The following is a 17,778-nucleotide window of genomic DNA, read 5'->3' on the forward strand; positions in this document are numbered from 1 at the left end:
TCAACTTCGGCTATTAGATATTTCATTTCTCAGGTTTTACGCTATAAAAGTCATCTTAAATTCTAAAGATATATTAAAGCAGAGCAAATCAATAATCTTCAGATTTTCTTAAGAATTGATTTGTAAACTTTGGTCTATTAAAAATAACTGATATTTTAGCCATCAAATTGCCTTAAAAGCTTAAATATTCTCATGAAATCTATAATAAATGATAAATAAATTCGAATTAAATAATAAAGTGACAAATAATTTTAAAATTGTAAAATTATGGTTTTTGATCCCCCTTTGTTACTGTTGATTTCGTTTTTTATTTACTTTTTCTTTTCTAAAGCTCCCAATTTCATTGAAGAATATGCGGCATGTCAAAAAGATTTATTTCACTTTCTCAATAGTGAAATGTCAAAATATCCAAACTTTCAGTTCAACATAACTCAATTAGGGGATGCATTGATATTTTTTCCATTTTTAATTATATTCCTTTACTATGCCCCGAAACTTTGGCAAGCGTTATTAACATCATCCATAATTTCATTACTCATATCTGCCACTTTTAAAGCGGTTTTTGCCGTACCAAGGCCCACCGCCATCTATGATAATAATAGTCTTGTGATTATTGGCAAAAGAACCATAGGATTAACATCCTTACCGTCAGGTCACTCCATAACAGCTTTTATGATTATAACCATACTGCTTTATGCTTTTATGCCAAAGAAAATTTCACATAAAATAGCGTGGTCTGTGTTGCTGTTTACGTTTGGTTTTATGATTGCGTTTTCTAGGGTGGGGATTGCGGCACACTATCCTTTTGATGTTATTATAGGTTGTGCTATTGGTTATTTTGTGGCAATTATCGGAATTAAGCTAAATAATAATGTGAATTGGTTGGAATGGATCAAGAATAAAAAAGTTTATCCTTTTTTTATATTAATCTTATTAATCGGGGCATTTCTTATTATAAAAAAAATAGTAGCTCTAAATTTGCCGATATTTTATTTATCATTGCTATCATTAGTTATAACATTTTTTATAATTACAAATGCTTATGTCAAAAGAAATTAAAGCAAGTTATTTTGCCCTGCTTTTTAGCTTTATTAATTTAGTTCTATACCACTACCCTTTTTTTAAATTCGTTTTTGGCAGTATTGATGTTAAAAGTTTGAACGGCATTTTACTGTTGGTCAGTTTAACTATTGCGGCCATACTTGCTAATGCTTTCTTTTTTTATTTAGTGTTGTTTTTATTGCGAAAGGTTGGAAAATGGCTAATGGCTCTGTTTTTCATCATCAACGCAATTGCTGTGTATTTTGTAAACACTTATGGCGTTATTATAGACGAAACAATGATTGGCAATGTGCTAAACACCAATTATGAAGAGTCCAGCAGTTTCTTCTCTTTTGGATTGGTTCTTTATGTAATCTTAATAGGAATTATACCAAGTATTTTACTCTTTAAAATTAAGTTCGTTCGTGTAAAACCAAAAAAGTTTTTAATCCATATATTTTTAACCTTAATAGTGCTGGTTTTTATTGCTTTTGCCAACGCTTCAAATTGGCTTTGGATTGATAAAAACTCAAAAACCCTCGGTGGCTTGGCAATGCCTTGGTCTTATGCTGTTAATATCAGTTTATTTTACAAACACAAGAGCGAGAAAAATGAAAAAGAAATTTTATTGCCCAACGCTACCATAAAAAATACTGAAAAATCCGTATTTGTTCTTGTCATTGGAGAATCTGCCAGGAGTGAAAATTTTTCGCTTTACGGTTATAAAAAAGAGACCAACCCTTTGCTTTCAAAAATAGAAAATGTGCATCACTACAATGCCCAATCCTGTGCAACATATACCACGGCTGGCCTTAAGTGTATTTTAGAACATAAAGACACGGGTGACCTTTATGAAATTTTACCGAATTACTTATTCAGAAACGACGTAGAAGTCATCTGGCGATCCACCAACTGGGGAGAGCCGCCGGTACACGTGAAAAATTTTGACAACAAGGAAGCTTTACGCGAACGGTGTGAAGGGGAAAGTTGTGAATTTGATGAGATATTATTAAACGGTCTGACAGAACAGATATTGGCGAGTAAAAAAGATAAAATATTGGTTGTTTTGCATACAAGCACTAGCCACGGCCCTACGTATTTTAAAAAATACCCAGCACAATTTGAAAAGTTTTCTCCAGTATGTAAAAGTGTGGAATTGGCAAATTGCACTCAGGAAGAATTGATAAATGCGTACGATAACACCATTGTCTATACCGACTATATTTTAGCCACCCTAATAGACGATTTAAAACATTTGGAAGGATACAATTCTTCCATGATTTTTATTTCTGACCACGGCGAATCTTTAGGGGAAAACAACCTGTATATGCACGGAATACCCGCAAGTATAGCCCCAAAAGAGCAATTGGACATTCCCTTTATTGTTTGGCTTTCTGACGATTCCAGAAAACTAAAGGATAGCCAAGAATATTCACAACACAACATTTTTCACAGTGTCTTGGACTTTTTAGCGATAGATAGCCCTATTTACGATTCAAATATGAGCATCTATAAAAAATAAGATAACCATATAAACCACTGAACCGTTATTTAAAAAATTTGAATAATTATTGGTTTAGAAACTTTGGTGCTTGACCAAGCTTACTTATTTATAATATATCCCCACATTTCTTGTTCAAATCTTTAATTTAGGGAATCTATTTTTTTGAAAGGTTCTGCCCAACTGATATTTATCATTTCATAAAAAGTAAAGCAAAAGTACTTTTGGCGCTTTAAGTTAAAAGCCATGCAAAGTAGTTTAGTTTCAAAATATAACGTTCCCGGCCCGCGCTATACCAGTTATCCCACAGTTCCTTATTGGAACAATGATAATTTCTCTTTGGGGGAATGGAAGAAAAACGTATTCCAAAGTTTTTCAGAAAGTAATTCTGCTGAAGGAATAAGTCTCTATATCCACCTGCCGTTTTGCGAAAGTCTCTGCACTTTTTGCGGCTGCAACAAACGTATTACTAAAAATCACGGTGTTGAGACCCCCTATTTGGAGTCGGTTTTAAAGGAGTGGCGGCTTTATTTGGAATTATTTCCGGAACGCCCCATAATAAAGGAGTTACATTTAGGCGGCGGCACGCCCACCTTTTTTTCCGCAGAAAATTTAAAACTGCTGATAAAGGGAATTTTTCGGGATGCAACTTTTGCCGAAAACCCTTCTTTCAGTTTTGAAGGCCACCCAAACAATACAAAAGGCGAACATTTGCAAACGCTTTTTGAATGCGGTTTTACCCGTGTTAGTTACGGCGTGCAGGATTACAATACTACGGTGCAGATTGCAATACACAGGTTGCAACCTTTTGTAAATGTGAAACGAGTTACGGAAACGGCCCGTGAAATTGGCTATACTTCCGTTGGGCACGATATTATTTTTGGGCTGCCATTCCAAAAAAAGGAACACGTAATCTATTCCATAGAAAAAACGAAGGAATTGATGCCAGACCGGATTGCGTTTTACAGCTACGCGCACGTGCCGTGGATAAAAGGAAACGGCCAGCGTGGCTTTAAAGAGGAAGATCTGCCCACTGCAGCAGAAAAGCGAGAGATGTATGAAACCGGGAAAAAAATGCTGGAAGAGGCAGGCTATATTGAAATTGGGATGGACCACTTTGCGCTAAAAAACGACAGCCTCTACAAAGCTGTGGAAGAAAAAAAACTGCACCGCAACTTTATGGGCTATACAGATAGTAAAACCCAGTTGATGCTCGGCCTCGGTGTTTCTGCCATTGGCGACAGTTGGTATAGTTTTGGGCAAAATTCAAAAAATGTGGAGGAATATCAGGAACTGGTTGAAAAGGGAATTCTCCCCGTGTATCGCGGCCATATTTTGAATGAAGAAGATTTAATTAACCGCAAACATATTCTGAATATGATGTGCCGTTTGGAAACTTCGTGGGAAGATGTTTCGCTTCAATTTAAGGAATTGCCCGAGACGCTTTCAAAATTGAAAGAAATGGAAGAGGATGGTTTAATTAAAATCGATTCCACCAAACTTCAGATTACAGAAAAGGGCCGTCCTTTTGTTCGCAATGTGTGTATGGCCTTTGATGTTCTTTTGCAGCGAAGCCAACCGGAAACGCAGCTCTTTTCAATGACGGTGTAAATTTTTTACAACTTTTTTTCGCATACTGACCTTGGTCATATTTTCAGAAAAACGATATTCAGACATTTGTATCGTAAAATAAATTGAACCCTAAAATGAACATTTCAAAAAATATTTTCTTCATATTTCTATTTTTTGCAATAACTAAAACCTACTCACAATTTACCGTGGATGCACAACTGCGCCCGCGTTTTGAGTTTCGTCATGGGTATAAAACGCTTTTTCCGGATGATACAAATCCCGCTGCATTTGTTTCACAAAGAACACGATTGAATTTCGGTTATAAAACCGAAAAATTACATTTCTATATAAGTCCGCAAGACGTTCGGATTTGGGGAGATGTGCCACAATTAAATGTTGCTGATGAAAATGGTTTCTCCCTGCATCAAGCCTGGGCAGAAATAAAATTAATTAAGGAATTTGACCTAAAAATTGGACGGCAGGAAATTGTATATGACGATCAGCGTTTCTTCGGAAATGTTGACTGGGCGCAGCAAGGCCGAAGCCACGACGCCGCAATCCTAAAATTTGAACCTACCTCTTTGAAACTTCACCTTGGCGCAGCTTACAATCAAGATGGCGAGGCATTGACCGGAAATATTCTTACCAAGAACACCTACAAAAGTTTTCAATATTTATGGTTTCATAAGGATTGGGAAAAACTTTCAGCAAGTTTTCTCTTCTTAAATAACGGTATGCAATATATTGACGAAAATGACGAATCCAAAAACGATACCCGCTTCAGCCAAACCGCTGGAATTTATTTAAAAGCCAAAGCGAATAAATTCAATTTTGCCTCAAATTTATATTATCAATTCGGGAACGATGTTGCCAATAATGATTTGAGCGCTTATTTGGTTTCATTGGAAGCAAGTTATTCCGCAATGGAAAATTTAAATTTTACTTTGGGCGGTGAGTTGCAAAGTGGAAATGATTTCGGCGCGCCTTCAAACGGAAAAAATAAGGCTTTCAATCCGCTTTATGGCACCAATCACAAGTTTAACGGATTTATGGATTACTTCTACGTGGGGAATCATACCAACAACGTTGGGTTGGTGGATATTTATGGAAATGTGAAATATTCGTTCAATGAAAAATCGAACTTATTCGTTGGCATTCACAAGTTTTTCGCAGCTGCGGAAATTATTAATGAAAGTTCAAAATATTTAGGTTTTGAAATAGATTTAGTAACTTCACATAAATTGAGTGAATTTGTGACTGTCCAGGCTGGATATTCACAATTTTTTGCTTCAAATGGTATTGAAACCGTAAAAAATAATTTTGATGGCAATTCCAATAATTGGGCTTGGGCAATGCTGACCATTGATCCTTTGCTATTTACTTGGCAAAAACAAGACACACAACCAAATAACCAATAACAATAAAACCAACTTTAAATCGCAAATTATGTATTTAACTATCAAAAAGAATCTTGTAACAAAAATGCTTCTTGGGCTTGGCGTAGTGGCTTTTCTTTCGAGCTGTGTAAATGACCAATCGGACAAAAAATACAATGACACGGTAGACATTCCCGTGAACCAAGAAATGATTGCGGAACTCACTTCGCCACCATTTGTTCCAACTCCAGTTGGAAAACGCATGGCAAAAAAACTGATCGTTGATCTTGAAATCCAAGAACGCGAAGGTGAAATGACCGACGGCGTTAAATATGTTTATTGGACCTTCGGCGGAACCGTTCCCGGAAGTTTCATCAGAACCCGCGTGGGCGATGAAGTGGAGTTTCACCTAAAAAACCACCCAGATAATAAGTTGCCGCACAACATTGACCTTCACGCCGTGAACGGTCCCGGCGGTGGCGCGGAATCTTCGTTTGTGGCTCCCGGTCACGAAAAGGTGTTTTCCTTTAAAGTGCTGAATCCGGGACTTTATGTTTACCATTGCGCCACCGCGCCAGTGGGAATGCATATTGCCAACGGAATGTATGGGTTAATTTTAGTGGAACCTGAAGGTGGTTTGGAACCCGTTGACAAAGAATATTACATTATGCAAGGCGATTTTTATACTGAAGGCAAATATGGGGATCGAGGCCTGCAAGCTTTTGATATGCAAAAAGCAATCAATGAAACTCCAGACTATGTAGTTTTTAACGGCCACGTGGGCGCTATGACCGGGGATAATGCCATAACTGCAAAAGTGGGCGAAAAAATTCGCCTCTTTGTAGGGAATGGAGGTCCGGGACTTGTTTCATCCTTCCACGTTATCGGGGAGATTTTTGACAAGGTGCATATTGAAGGCGGAGATATGGTAAATGAAAACGTACAAACCACATTGATTCCTGCCGGCGGTGCGGCAATCGTGGAATTCCGCGTGGATGTTCCGGGTACCTTTATTTTGGTTGACCACTCTATTTTTAGGGCTTTCAATAAAGGTGCTTTAGCAATGTTAAAAGTGGAAGGCGAAGAAAACAAAACAATCTATTCCGGAGAAATCCGCGATGGTATCTATCTTCCCGAAGGTGGTGTAATCCAATCTATGCCAACGGGCGGTCCTAAAGTGGAAAAAGAAGAAATGAAAGCTTTAAGCTTTGAAGAACGAATGACTTTCGGAAAAGATAAATTTATGGCTACCTGTGCTGCTTGCCACCAAGCAAATGGGCAGGGAATTCCCGGAGCCTTTCCTCCTTTGGCAAAATCAGATTACTTAAATGCTGATGTGGACCGTGCAATCGATATCGTGCTACACGGTAAAACTGGAGAAATTACCGTAAACGGAAAAAAATACAACAGTGTTATGACCGCACAAGCCCTGTCTGACGAAGAAGTTTCAAACGTACTTACCTATGTTTATAATAGTTGGGGCAATTCCAAAAAAGAAGTTACCCCAGAAATGGTGAAAGCCGTTAGAAATAAATAAAACCGTGTTCAAACTGAAATTTTTCAACATCGTCCTTTTCATATCCTGTTCCTTATTGTTTTGCGAGGTCGCAGCCCAAAGTAAAGGAATGGCTACTGTAAAGGGCGGTGTTTATCTTCCCCTTTACGGTGCGGCAGATAAAACCGTAAAAGTTGATCCATTTATGATGGATGTTTACCCTGTTACAAACGCAGAATTTTTAAAATTTGTAAACGAAAATCCACAGTGGAAAAAAAGCAACATAAAAAGTCTGTTTGCCGATGAGAGTTATTTAACAAAGTGGAAAACTGACGAAAGTTTCACCGGGCTTCCGAACGCTCCCGTAACAAACGTTTCTTGGTTTGCCGCAAAAAAATATTGCGAATGCCAGGGCAAGCGTTTACCAAAAATGGACGAGTGGGAATTTGCTGCAATGGCGAATGAAAATGTGCCCGATGCTCGAAAAGTGGAAACTTACAACCAATACATTTTGAATTGGTACGAAACCCCAAAAACCTTTAACAAGGCTGTTGGTTCCACATTTAAAAATTATTGGGGTATTTATGATCTTCACGGGTTAGTGTGGGAATGGACGATGGATTTCAATACGGTACTTATTTCTGGCGAATCCCGGAAAGACGTTGACAAAGATTCAAATCTTTTCTGCGGAAGTGCTGCCATTGGCGCTTCAGATTTAATGAATTATGCAGCCTTTATGCGCTATGCCTTTCGCGGCAGCATGAAAGCGCGCTATTCTTCCCAAAACTTGGGTTTTCGCTGCGCAAAGGATTTAGAAAATTAGATATAATACTTATGAGAAACTTCAAATTTATTTTACTCGCCATTTCGTTGTTTGCCATTTCCTGCAACGATTCTTCAAAAAAAAACACTGAAATAACTGCGGAAAATACTTCTGAAAATAAGGGAAATACCAAAATTTCAGATATGTCCATCTACAATCTTCCCTCCCATTGGACAACCCAGGATGGCAGCGAAATTGAACTGAAACAATTACAGGGAAAAGTGCTTGTAATGGTGATGATCTATACTTCCTGCCAAGCCGCCTGCCCAAGACTGGTGGCAGATATGCGCAATATTGAAAAACAAATTCCCGAAGATAAAAAAGAGGATGTGCAATACGTTTTTGTAAGCATAGATCCCAAAACCGATACGCCGGAACGCTTGACTGCCTTTGCAAAGGAAAATAAAATGGAGGACGAAAAATGGCTTTTCCTGCGCGGCAGCGAGGACGATACCCGTGAATTTGCAGCAGTTCTTGCCGTAAATTACAAACAGATTTCGCCAATGGATTTTTCGCACTCAAACATCATTAGCGTTTTCAATCAAGCTGGCGAACTTGCCCACCAACAGGAAGGTTTGGGCGTTGATAATAAAGAAACAGTGCAGGCTATTATTGATCTGGCGAAGTAATTATTTCTTCTTTCAGAAAAAATCCAGATTGTTTAAAGTTTAACGTCCTTTTTCAGGATTGTCATTCTTCTTTTTCTTATTGTGGACCATATTTTTTCTTTTTTTACTTTTCTTCACATAAAAAATAAGGCCGCCAATAATGGCAAAACACACAATAATCGAAATAACGGTAGCAACTACACCACCCGTAAAATCAACTAATGGAATAGAATTTATAAGTTTCATAGCTTACGTTTTTTAAAGGTTGTCATCTTTTGAAGAATTTATTTCGTCTTTGCCTTTCTTTTTTCCGCCAAATACAAAACTGAGCACGAGGGCGGTCATCACAATACACAAAATTGCAAAAAAGATAATAATTCCGGTTCCCATTCCCCAATTGGCCAATGGCAAGATTGAATTTGTCATAGTCTGAATATTTTAATGGTTATTGATTGTAATATTTTCTGAAGCCATCTCGTGGCAGTTGTAATTGGCGTCAATAGTTTCGGTCATTGGCTTGGGTGAAACATAGGGAATTCCCAATCCTAATCCGCGCACAATAAAAAGACAGCCGATAATCACAACAAAAACAGGAATTGCGCGACGGATCCGTTGACGTACTTGTCCGTTTAAAAAATTTCCGAGGTAGATCGCCGAAGTCATAAGCGGAATGGTTCCGATGCCGAAAAGCGCCATATATAAACTTCCCTGCAACGTATTTCCAGAAGCAATTGCACCGAACACAGCCATATAAACCAGGCCGCACGGAAGAAATCCGTTTAAAAAGCCTATTGTTAAAAAAGTGTCTGGGGTTTTCTTTTTCAGTTCCTTTCCCAAAGCCGATTTCACTTTTGAAATAATTTTATAAATCGGTTTTGAAAAATTGTATTTATTGAAGGTTTTCTGCGGAAGAAAAATTACCAAAAGCATCAAAACCCCTATAATTATTGAAAGTTGCTGCTGAAAGCCAAACAGGTTCAGACTTTTGCCTACCAGTCCAAAAACCAACCCGAGAATACTATATGCTAAAACCCTTCCGAAGTGATACAGAAATATCTGCCCCAATTTTTTAAAGTTGTTATTTCTATCTACCGGCAACAAAAACGCAATGGGGCCGCACATTCCCACGCAGTGGAAACTTCCCAATAGTCCGAATATAAGTGCGGTGTATAGCATTTTTTTGTTTCAGGTTTCAGGTTTCAGGTTGCAGGTTGCAGGTTACAGGTTACAGTGTTAAGTGTTAAGTGTTAAGTGTTAAGTGTTAAGTGTTAATTTAATAAAATTTCAAAATTTGAATGAAACCTAAACTTTTAAACTTCTCAACTCATAAACTTCTCAACTCATAAACTTCTCAACTCATCGACTCAATAAACTATTTCCTTTTTATACAAATAATCCTCTCCTTCATAACTCCACTGCACGATCGTGTTCCAACGGCCGGCCACCAAACGTTTGTCAGGTATGAGCAAATTTGGACTTGAAAGCTTCAGCGGAAGTTGAAAATCCAGTTGTTTATTGGACGGCCTGTAAAGGAACACGGTGCCTTCTATTTTTGTGTAATCAATATTCTTCGGAAAGGTTAGCATCCAACCTTCTGCAGTCTTTTCACCAGAAATATTGGTTTCTAGCGAATTTGAGTTTTCCTCGGCATCAAATTCTTTTTGAAAGACCATTTCCTTTTGATAATATTGTTCGGTCACCAAATCATAATCATACTTTTTGTCGGTGCTTATTTTTATAACGAAATACAATATAAACGATATAAATAGCGCCATCCCAATCACCAATCCAGTACCCCAATTTATTTTCATAACTTTTTTTTGACTTATTTATAACTTCTCGGTCCAAGAAATGTAACGCTTGTGGTTTCAATTAAATCGTCACCGCTGTAAACCTCAATTACTGCGCGGTTTTTATCGCCGCTTAGAGCTGAATTGTTAATTTCAATAAAGAGCGTTCCTTCTGCCAAATCTTGGGCAGGAACGGTAATTTCTCCTTGTTTTACTGTATGTATGGTTCCTTTGGGAGATTTCAGCTTAAAGTGGATTTTTTCTATATTCCGCGTTGTCTTGTTCAACAATTTATAGGTGAAAACATTGCTGATAATATTGTCTGCCTTGTGCTCATAAAGCTGGCCGGGAAGGCGCAGAATATTTGCTTCCACATCACTTCTTAAAAATAGCATTCCCGTAAGCACGCCAATCAAAATAACCAAAACGGCTACGTAACCTTTTAATCGCGGTGTAAATTTAAATGGAACCTTTTTTTCTATATTCTCTTCGCTGGCATAACGAATCAATCCCTTCGGAAGATTTACGGCTTCCATTATACTATCACACTCGTCAATACAGGCTGTGCAGTTAACACATTCCAACTGTGTTCCATTTCTGATATCGATGCCTGTTGGGCAAACATTTACACATTGAAAACAATCTATACAGTCTCCTTTTCCGGAAGCCTCACGGTCTTCGTTTTTCTTGAATTTTGCACGGCCCGCTTCTTTTTCGCCACGTTTATGATCATAGGCCACAACAATGGATTTAGTATCCAGCAAAACGCTTTGCAATCTACCGTATGGGCAAGCTATGATACAAACCTGCTCGCGAAACCACGCAAAGATGAAGTAGAATACCGCAGTAAAAATAATCAATGAAATTAGCGTACTTATGTGATCCAAAGGCCCTTCAAAAACATATTGTATTAGCCTATCACTACCTATAAAATAGGCCAGAAATATATTGGCGATCAAAAATGAAATGATAAAGAATATAGTCCATTTTAAAACACGTTTCCTGATTTTTTCAGCATTCCAGGCCTGTTTGTCCAAACGAATTTGGGCGCCTCTGTCACCATCGATCCAATATTCTATTCTTCGAAAAACCATTTCCATAAAAATAGTTTGGGGGCAAATCCATCCACAAAAAATTCTTCCGAAAGCAGCAGTAAAAAAAATGATGAAAACCACGCCGATAATCATCATTATCACGAAAAGATAAAAATCCTGTGGCCAAAAAGGAAACCCAAAAATATTGAAACGGCGCTCTAGCAAATTAAACAGTAGAAACTGGTTGCCGTTAATTTTCACAAAAGGTGCAGCAAACAAAAAAGCGAGCAGAAAATAACTTACATATTTTCTGTATTGATAAAGTTTGCCCGAAGGCTTTTTGGGATATACCCAAGCCCTTTTACCTTCTTCTGTCATTGTTCCGAGTGTGTCGCGGAACCTTTCGTTTTCTGGAGTATCCAACTTTGTTTTTTATATTTTGAGGCGTTCTATTTATCTAATTCTATACCGTCTGAAACAGTATCATTGTTCGCTTCTGCTTGAGTTGAATCAATTTGTTTAACTTGTAAATTGTCAACGGGAGCATTTGCGTCAACCCAAATTTCACCTTCGGGAGCTTTTGGCTCAGCGGGTTTGGTACCGTGAAGGCTTAAAACATAACTAGCTACCTGCGCTATTTCACTCGGTTTAAGATCTGTTTTCCAAGGAATCATTCCTTTTCCGGCACGGCCACCTTCGCTAATGGTATGGAAAACATTTTTGATGCCACCACCCAAAATCCAATAATCATCCGTAAGGTTTGGGCCTATCCCCCCACCGCCATCATCTTTATGACAGGCTACGCAGTTTGCGGTAAAGACCGCTTTTCCAGCAGCAAGATCGGAAGGTTCCGTCAATAATTCTACCGTTTCTGCGTCAATTAAATCTTTGTTGTTTTTCTTAAACTCTGCTATTTCCTTATCTGCAATTGCTACTTCAGTTTCGTATTCGTCTATTTGGGTTGGGCCGTCAAACACTTCATAATACACAAAATACACAACCGCGAAAACAATTGTAATATAGAAAAGAGATGTCCACCAAGGCGGAAGTTTGTTGTCCAACTCGCGAATACCGTCATAATTATGATCCAAAACAATTTCCTGTTCGCTTTCAATAGGCTTGGCGCCGAGCATTTCGGTATATTTTCTTTTAAACCACCCAAAACGCTTTTGTTGGCGCAACGTTTCGGCAGCTACATAACGTGACTTGGCTTCTTCACTAAGGCCATTATAAAGAATGCGCTGCAATGCTGCTGCAATAATTTCCATAGCAATGGCGAAAAAAAACACCATTCCCAACACTGCCCAAATAATTGGATATTTTAATATTGCCCATTCTTCACCCGAATCAACCGTGATTTCCAGTAGAAAAAAAGCAAGGATCATAAAGCCGATGACTCTTAAATATGAGGCTGTGGTTTTCATAACAATTCGTCGTTTTGGTTGTTAGTATCATTTTCCAATGGAATATTGCTCACTTCTGTAATATGGTCTTTTTTGGCTGTGATTACCCAATAAAAAAGCACCACAAAGAAGACGAAGAATATTAAAAGTGAAATCATTGGATATATTTGAACATTATCTATGTTTTCGAGGTTTCCTTTTACAAATTTCAACATGGCTATTCGTTTTTGGCCGAAGCATCTTCGGTGGTTTCTACTTTAATATCAGTTCCCAAACGCTGCAAATAAGCAATCAATGCAACAATTTCACGGTTTTTCATGTCTATGAATTCTTCACCGTTTTCTTGTGCATATTTTTTATCGGCTTCATACGTTTTCGCAAAATCTGGATCTCCATAAAGGTTCTTTTCTATTTTTTCGCCCTGCTCATCCATCAATGTTTGGGCATTTGCAATTTCTTCTTCAGTATAAGGCACGCCCAAAGAAACCATAGCCCGCATTTTTGCTTCTGTGTCAGATTTATCCAATTCGGAAGTTATCAACCAATTATAGCGCGGCATTATAGAACCAGAAGATATGGCTTGCGGATCGTACATGTGGTTTAAGTGCCAAGTGTCTGAATACTTTCCACCCACGCGGTGCAGATCGGGTCCTGTACGTTTACTTCCCCAAAGGAATGGGTGGTCATATACATATTCTCCAGATTTTGAATATTCGCCATAGCGTTCCACTTCGCTCCTAAAAGGACGAATCATCTGCGAATGACAGTTCACACAACCTTCGCGTATATATATATCACGACCTTCCAATTCCAAAGGTGTATAAGGTTTCACGCTGGAAATTTTCGGCACGTAATCATCCACCATCAACGAAGGAATAATCTGTACGGCACCTCCAATCAAAATGGCAATAGTTGCGTAAATCGTTAATTTAACCGGACGACGCTCTAACCAAGTGTGCCATCCTTCGCCAGCGGTTTGTTTTTTGGTTACTGGAGTTAACGGAGCCGCTTCGGCAAGTTCGTCCGTAACTTTGCTGCCTTTTCTGGCTGTCATTACAATATTATAAAGCAGAATAAATGCACCTGTTATATAAAGTGTTCCCCCAATGGCGCGCATCCAGTAAAATGGCATGATTTGGGTTACCGTTTCAAGGAAGTTTGGATATTTAAGTGTTCCATCGGGATCAAACTGATTCCACATAGAAGATTGCATAAATCCTGCAACATACATTGGTAGCGCATACATTATGATACCCAAAGTACCGATCCAGAAATGTGCGTTTGCCAGTTTAATGGAGTATAATTTTGTCTTGAAAAGCCTTGGAACCAACCAATAGACCATACCAAAAGTCAGGAATCCATTCCAAGCAAGTGCTCCAACGTGTACGTGCGCAATAATCCAATCACTAAAGTGGGCAATTGCATTTACGTTTTTGAGCGAAAGCATTGGGCCTTCAAAAGTTGCCATCCCGTAGCCAGTAATAGCCACAACCATAAATTTCAAAACTGGATCAACACGTACTTTATCCCAAGCGCCACGAAGCGTTAAAAGACCGTTGATCATACCACCCCAAGACGGAGCCAAAAGCATTACCGAAAAGGCAACGCCCAAGTTCTGCGCCCATTCCGGAAGCGCGGTGTACAACAAGTGGTGCGGACCTGCCCAGATATAAATAAAGATCAAAGACCAAAAGTGAACGATAGAAAGTCGGTAGGAATATACCGGTCTGTTTGCCGCTTTCGGTACAAAATAATACATCAACCCTAGGAAAGGAGTTGTAAGGAAAAACGCTACCGCATTATGCCCATACCACCATTGCACCAACGCATCCTGTACGCCAGCATACATTGAATAACTTTTTAAAGCAGTTACGGGAATGGCCATACTGTTCACAATATGCAAAACGGCTACGGTCACCCAAGTTCCCAAGTAGAACCAAAGCGCAACGTAAAGATGGCGTTGGCGTCTTTTCACCATTGTCATAATCAAGTTCACACCAAAAGCTACCCAGATTACTGCAATTGCAACGTCAAAAGGCCACTCTAGCTCAGCATATTCCTTTGATGTGGTATAACCCAATGGCAACGTAATGGCAGCACCAACAATAATGGCTTGCCAACCCCAGAAGTTTAAATTACTTAAAAAGTCGCTCCACATACGTGCCTTCAGCAACCGTTGCGAAGAATAATAAACCCCTGCGAAAATTGCGTTCCCAACAAAAGCAAAAATAACGGCGTTGGTGTGCAACGGTCTCAAACGACCAAAACTTAGCCAGGAAATACCTTCCGTCATATTAGGGAACAAAAACAAAAAAGCCAGAAATAAGCCAACACTCATCCCGATGAGTCCCCAAAAAATGGTCGCATTGATGAATTTTTTGACAATCTGGTTGTCGTAGTAAAACTGTTCTGTTTGCATAGAATTAATGGAATTATTTTTTTGAATTGGTTATTTTTTCTTTTGAAGTTTCACTTTTTATGGAACCACCTTCTTTTACAAGTTCATCTTCAAAAAGCATTCTTACGGAAGGTGTATAGGTATCATCATATTGTCCTTTTCTTACCGAAACAATAAACAGCACAAAAAAGACGATCGCTACAAAAACGCTGATTGCCAGAAGCATATAAATGATGTTCATACCTGAAATTTATAGTTCAAAAATATTATTGCAAGAGGCCTTAAAATATGACATCCGTCAACTTTGCTTATTTATATCCATTCTTAATTTCTTCCCAATATATTGTGTGGCGATTGTGGTAAAAACAACAATACTAATGGAACTCAAAGGCATCAAAATAGCCGCAACTACTGGTTTTAAATGTCCCGTTACCGCAAACGACAAACCAACCAAGTTGTAAAACAGGGAAAGCAGGAATGCCCATTTTATAATCTGCACACCTTTTTTTGAAAAATTCAAATAATCGCCAATCTTTTTGAATTGGGAAGCGTCCAAAATTCCATCACAAGCGGGTGAAAAAACGTTTGTGTTTTCTGAAACAACAAACCCTACATTACTTTGCTTCAAAGCTCCGGCATCGTTCAGTCCATCGCCTATCATCAAAACTTGCTTTCCGTTCTGCTGAAGGTTTTTTATAAAATTGAGTTTATCATCCGGTTTTTGGTTGAAATGGAGTTTTGTGCCTTTTGGCAGCAGCGCTTCCAAACGTTCGCGCTCGCCTTCGTTGTCGCCGGAAAGCACGATTACTTCCTTATCGGTTCCCAGCTGTTTAAAAATCTGCGCAACGCCTTTTCTGTATTCGCTGTTGAAAATATAACAACCTTTATAAACCCTATTGGCGCTGATGTGAACGGTGGTCCTATTTTTAAATTCTGAATTGGTTTCATCAGAAAACCCAACAAATTCATACGAACCCACTTTTATTGAATTGTGATTGAAAGTTGCGGTAATCCCCTTCCCTACTTCTTCCTCAAAATCGTCCAAGGTTTGGATGTCATTTTTGTCGAGAATATTGTAAAGCGAACGGCTCAAAGGGTGGCTGGAAGCGCGAAGTGTGCTGGTGAGCAGTTGTTTTTCTTCAGCAGAAAGCGCGACACCTTCATAAGTAATCAGGTTTTTTTGGTTTGTTGTCAACGTTCCGGTTTTGTCAAAAACTACGGTATCCAACTTCGCCATTTGCTCGATTACGGAAGCTTCCTTTAAATATAATTTTTCCCTTCCGAAGATTCGAAGCACGTTGCCCAAAGTGAAGGGTGCCGCAAGCGCAATGGCGCACGGACAGGCAACAATTAAAACCGAAGTGAACACATTAAAAGCTTTTGAAGGATCAACCATCAACCAAAAAATGGTGGAAATAAAGGCAATGGAAAGCAATACGACGGTAAAACGCTTGCTGATATTATCGGTTATATTTTCAAAAACGCCCGTTTTATCCTTGCTGAAAACGTCGTTGCTCCAAAGTTGCGTTAAGTAACTTTGGGCCACGGGTTTTAAAACCTCAACCTCTAAAATTCCTGCCTGTTGCTTGCCCCCCGCGAAGAGTTTGTCGCCGCTTTGTTTGGAAATTGGCTCAGCTTCGCCCGTAACGAAACTGTAATCTATCAGCGCATTTCCTTTTATCAAAATGGCATCGACGGGAATTATTTCATTATTTCGAATTAATAATCTATCGCCTTTTTTTACGGTGTAAACTTCAGCTTGCTCCTCCACCGTTTTCCCCTCGGAATTTTTAAAAAGTCGCGTAACGGCAATGGGAAAATAGGATTTGTAATCGCGCTCAAAAGAGAGATAGCTGTAGGTTTTCTGCTGAAAAAATTTCCCAAGCAATAAAAAGAAAACCAAGCCCGAGAGGCTGTCAAAAAAACCAGTGCCCAAATTGAAAACAATGTCAATCGTACTTCGTATAAAAAGAACGGCAATTCCCAAAGCGATTGGCACGTCTATATTCAAAATTTTGGAACGCAGACCTTTGTATGCCGAAACAAAATAACCACTTCCCGAATAAAAGACCACGGGCAGCGAAAACGCAAACATCAGCCAGCGGAAAAAGGGCTTAAATTGGTCGAGCCAAAATTCGGAATGTTCAAAATATTCGGGGAAGGAAAGAAACATGATGTTTCCAAAGGCGAAGCCAGCTATTCCCAATTTATAAATCAGGCTTCGGTTTATGTTTTTCTCCTTTTTATCGGAATCGTCCAATGAAATGTAGGGTTCGTAACCAATTCGGCTTAAAAGAATTACTAAATTTTTCAGCGAATTCTCTTCGGCAGAAAAGGTTATCCGAACCGTTTTTTCCGGAAAATTTACCTGTGAGGATTTTACGGAAGGATTTAGTTTATTAAGATTTTCAAGAATCCAAATACAACTGCTGCAATGGATGGAAGGGATTAAAAAAGAAACGATTTGTGTAGTTCCGTCGTTAAATTCGAGCAGTTTTTCAACAATGGTTTCATTGTCGAGAAAGTCATATTTGCCAGCAATTTCCTTTGGGGAAATGCCGGGGTTTTTTTCAAGATCGTAATAATAGCTTAAATCGTTATCGTGCAGAATATCGTAAACGGTTTTGCAGCCGTGGCAGCAGAACGATTTTTCATCGTGCTTAATTTCAACGTCCAAACACGCATCACCGCAGTGGAAACAGTTTACCATCAATCTAAAATTTGCTCGTTATACCTG

General features: G+C 38.8%; 17 protein-coding genes. 7 read left to right on the forward strand and 10 right to left on the reverse strand.

Annotated elements, in window-relative coordinates; translation table 11 throughout:
* Nucleotides 1-267 precede the first annotated feature (267 nt).
* From A7A78_RS12970 to A7A78_RS13000, 7 genes are all read left to right on the forward strand, one after another.
* Entirely contained in the window at nucleotides 268-1,059 is a 792-nt protein-coding gene (locus A7A78_RS12970; protein ID WP_068762896.1) for a phosphatase PAP2 family protein, read from the forward strand.
* On the forward strand, nucleotides 1,037-2,563 hold the full coding sequence (gene eptA / locus A7A78_RS12975) for a phosphoethanolamine--lipid A transferase EptA (RefSeq protein ID WP_068762897.1): 1,527 nt from the start codon (nucleotides 1,037-1,039) through the stop codon (nucleotides 2,561-2,563). Before A7A78_RS12970 ends, eptA begins: the two co-directional genes overlap by 23 nt.
* Nucleotides 2,564-2,788: 225 nt before the next feature.
* Nucleotides 2,789-4,153 (forward strand): oxygen-independent coproporphyrinogen III oxidase, encoded by a 1,365-nt coding sequence (gene hemN, locus A7A78_RS12980; RefSeq protein WP_068762898.1) that lies wholly within the window; start codon nucleotides 2,789-2,791, stop codon nucleotides 4,151-4,153.
* A gap of 95 nt (nucleotides 4,154-4,248) precedes the next feature.
* Entirely contained in the window at nucleotides 4,249-5,532 is a 1,284-nt protein-coding gene (locus A7A78_RS12985) for an alginate export family protein (RefSeq protein ID WP_068762899.1), read from the forward strand.
* Nucleotides 5,533-5,560: 28 nt separating this feature from the next.
* Entirely contained in the window at nucleotides 5,561-7,027 is a 1,467-nt protein-coding gene (nirK, locus tag A7A78_RS12990) for a copper-containing nitrite reductase (RefSeq protein ID WP_068762900.1), read from the forward strand.
* Between the two features lie 88 nt (nucleotides 7,028-7,115).
* Nucleotides 7,116-7,808, forward strand: coding sequence for a formylglycine-generating enzyme family protein (locus tag A7A78_RS12995; protein WP_165593576.1), 693 nt, complete (start codon nucleotides 7,116-7,118; stop codon nucleotides 7,806-7,808).
* Between the two features lie 11 nt (nucleotides 7,809-7,819).
* Nucleotides 7,820-8,437, forward strand: a complete 618-nt coding sequence (locus tag A7A78_RS13000) for an SCO family protein (RefSeq protein ID WP_068762901.1) — start codon at nucleotides 7,820-7,822, stop codon at nucleotides 8,435-8,437.
* 39 nt (nucleotides 8,438-8,476) lie between these two features.
* Here A7A78_RS13000 and A7A78_RS13005 read toward each other — a convergent pair whose 3' ends face one another.
* From A7A78_RS13005 to A7A78_RS13045, 10 genes are all read right to left on the reverse strand, one after another.
* Nucleotides 8,477-8,662: a hypothetical protein gene (locus tag A7A78_RS13005; protein ID WP_068762902.1), complete on the reverse strand. Its 186-nt coding sequence runs from the start codon at nucleotides 8,660-8,662 to the stop codon at nucleotides 8,477-8,479.
* A gap of 12 nt (nucleotides 8,663-8,674) precedes the next feature.
* Nucleotides 8,675-8,842 carry a hypothetical protein gene (locus tag A7A78_RS15170; RefSeq protein WP_165593575.1) on the reverse strand — a complete coding sequence of 56 codons (168 nt, stop codon included), beginning with the start codon at nucleotides 8,840-8,842 and terminating at the stop codon, nucleotides 8,675-8,677.
* A gap of 12 nt (nucleotides 8,843-8,854) precedes the next feature.
* On the reverse strand, nucleotides 8,855-9,592 hold the full coding sequence (locus A7A78_RS13010) for a sulfite exporter TauE/SafE family protein (protein ID WP_068762903.1): 738 nt from the start codon (nucleotides 9,590-9,592) through the stop codon (nucleotides 8,855-8,857).
* Between the two features lie 188 nt (nucleotides 9,593-9,780).
* Nucleotides 9,781-10,227, reverse strand: coding sequence for a FixH family protein (locus A7A78_RS13015; RefSeq protein ID WP_068762904.1), 447 nt, complete (start codon nucleotides 10,225-10,227; stop codon nucleotides 9,781-9,783).
* Between the two features lie 14 nt (nucleotides 10,228-10,241).
* Nucleotides 10,242-11,663: a cytochrome c oxidase accessory protein CcoG gene (gene ccoG, locus A7A78_RS13020; protein ID WP_068762905.1), complete on the reverse strand. Its 1,422-nt coding sequence runs from the start codon at nucleotides 11,661-11,663 to the stop codon at nucleotides 10,242-10,244.
* A gap of 26 nt (nucleotides 11,664-11,689) precedes the next feature.
* Nucleotides 11,690-12,664 (reverse strand): cbb3-type cytochrome c oxidase N-terminal domain-containing protein, encoded by a 975-nt coding sequence (locus tag A7A78_RS13025; protein ID WP_068762906.1) that lies wholly within the window; start codon nucleotides 12,662-12,664, stop codon nucleotides 11,690-11,692.
* A complete protein-coding gene (locus A7A78_RS13030; protein WP_068762907.1) occupies nucleotides 12,661-12,858 on the reverse strand; it encodes a cytochrome C oxidase subunit IV in 198 nt (65 codons plus the stop codon). Before A7A78_RS13030 ends, A7A78_RS13025 begins: the two co-directional genes overlap by 4 nt.
* A gap of 2 nt (nucleotides 12,859-12,860) precedes the next feature.
* Nucleotides 12,861-15,062, reverse strand: coding sequence for a cytochrome-c oxidase, cbb3-type subunit I (gene ccoN / locus A7A78_RS13035; protein WP_068762908.1), 2,202 nt, complete (start codon nucleotides 15,060-15,062; stop codon nucleotides 12,861-12,863).
* Between the two features lie 13 nt (nucleotides 15,063-15,075).
* The gene (gene ccoS, locus A7A78_RS13040; RefSeq protein WP_068762909.1) at nucleotides 15,076-15,282 is read right to left on the reverse strand and encodes a cbb3-type cytochrome oxidase assembly protein CcoS; all 207 of its coding nucleotides are present in this window, start codon (nucleotides 15,280-15,282) and stop codon (nucleotides 15,076-15,078) included.
* A 57-nt stretch (nucleotides 15,283-15,339) separates the two neighbouring features.
* A complete protein-coding gene (locus A7A78_RS13045; RefSeq protein WP_068762910.1) occupies nucleotides 15,340-17,751 on the reverse strand; it encodes a heavy metal translocating P-type ATPase in 2,412 nt (803 codons plus the stop codon).
* Nucleotides 17,752-17,778: the final 27 nt, after the last annotated feature.

Source organism: Aequorivita soesokkakensis, assembly GCF_001641085.1.
GTDB classification, from domain to species: Bacteria; Bacteroidota; Bacteroidia; order Flavobacteriales; family Flavobacteriaceae; genus Aequorivita; species Aequorivita soesokkakensis.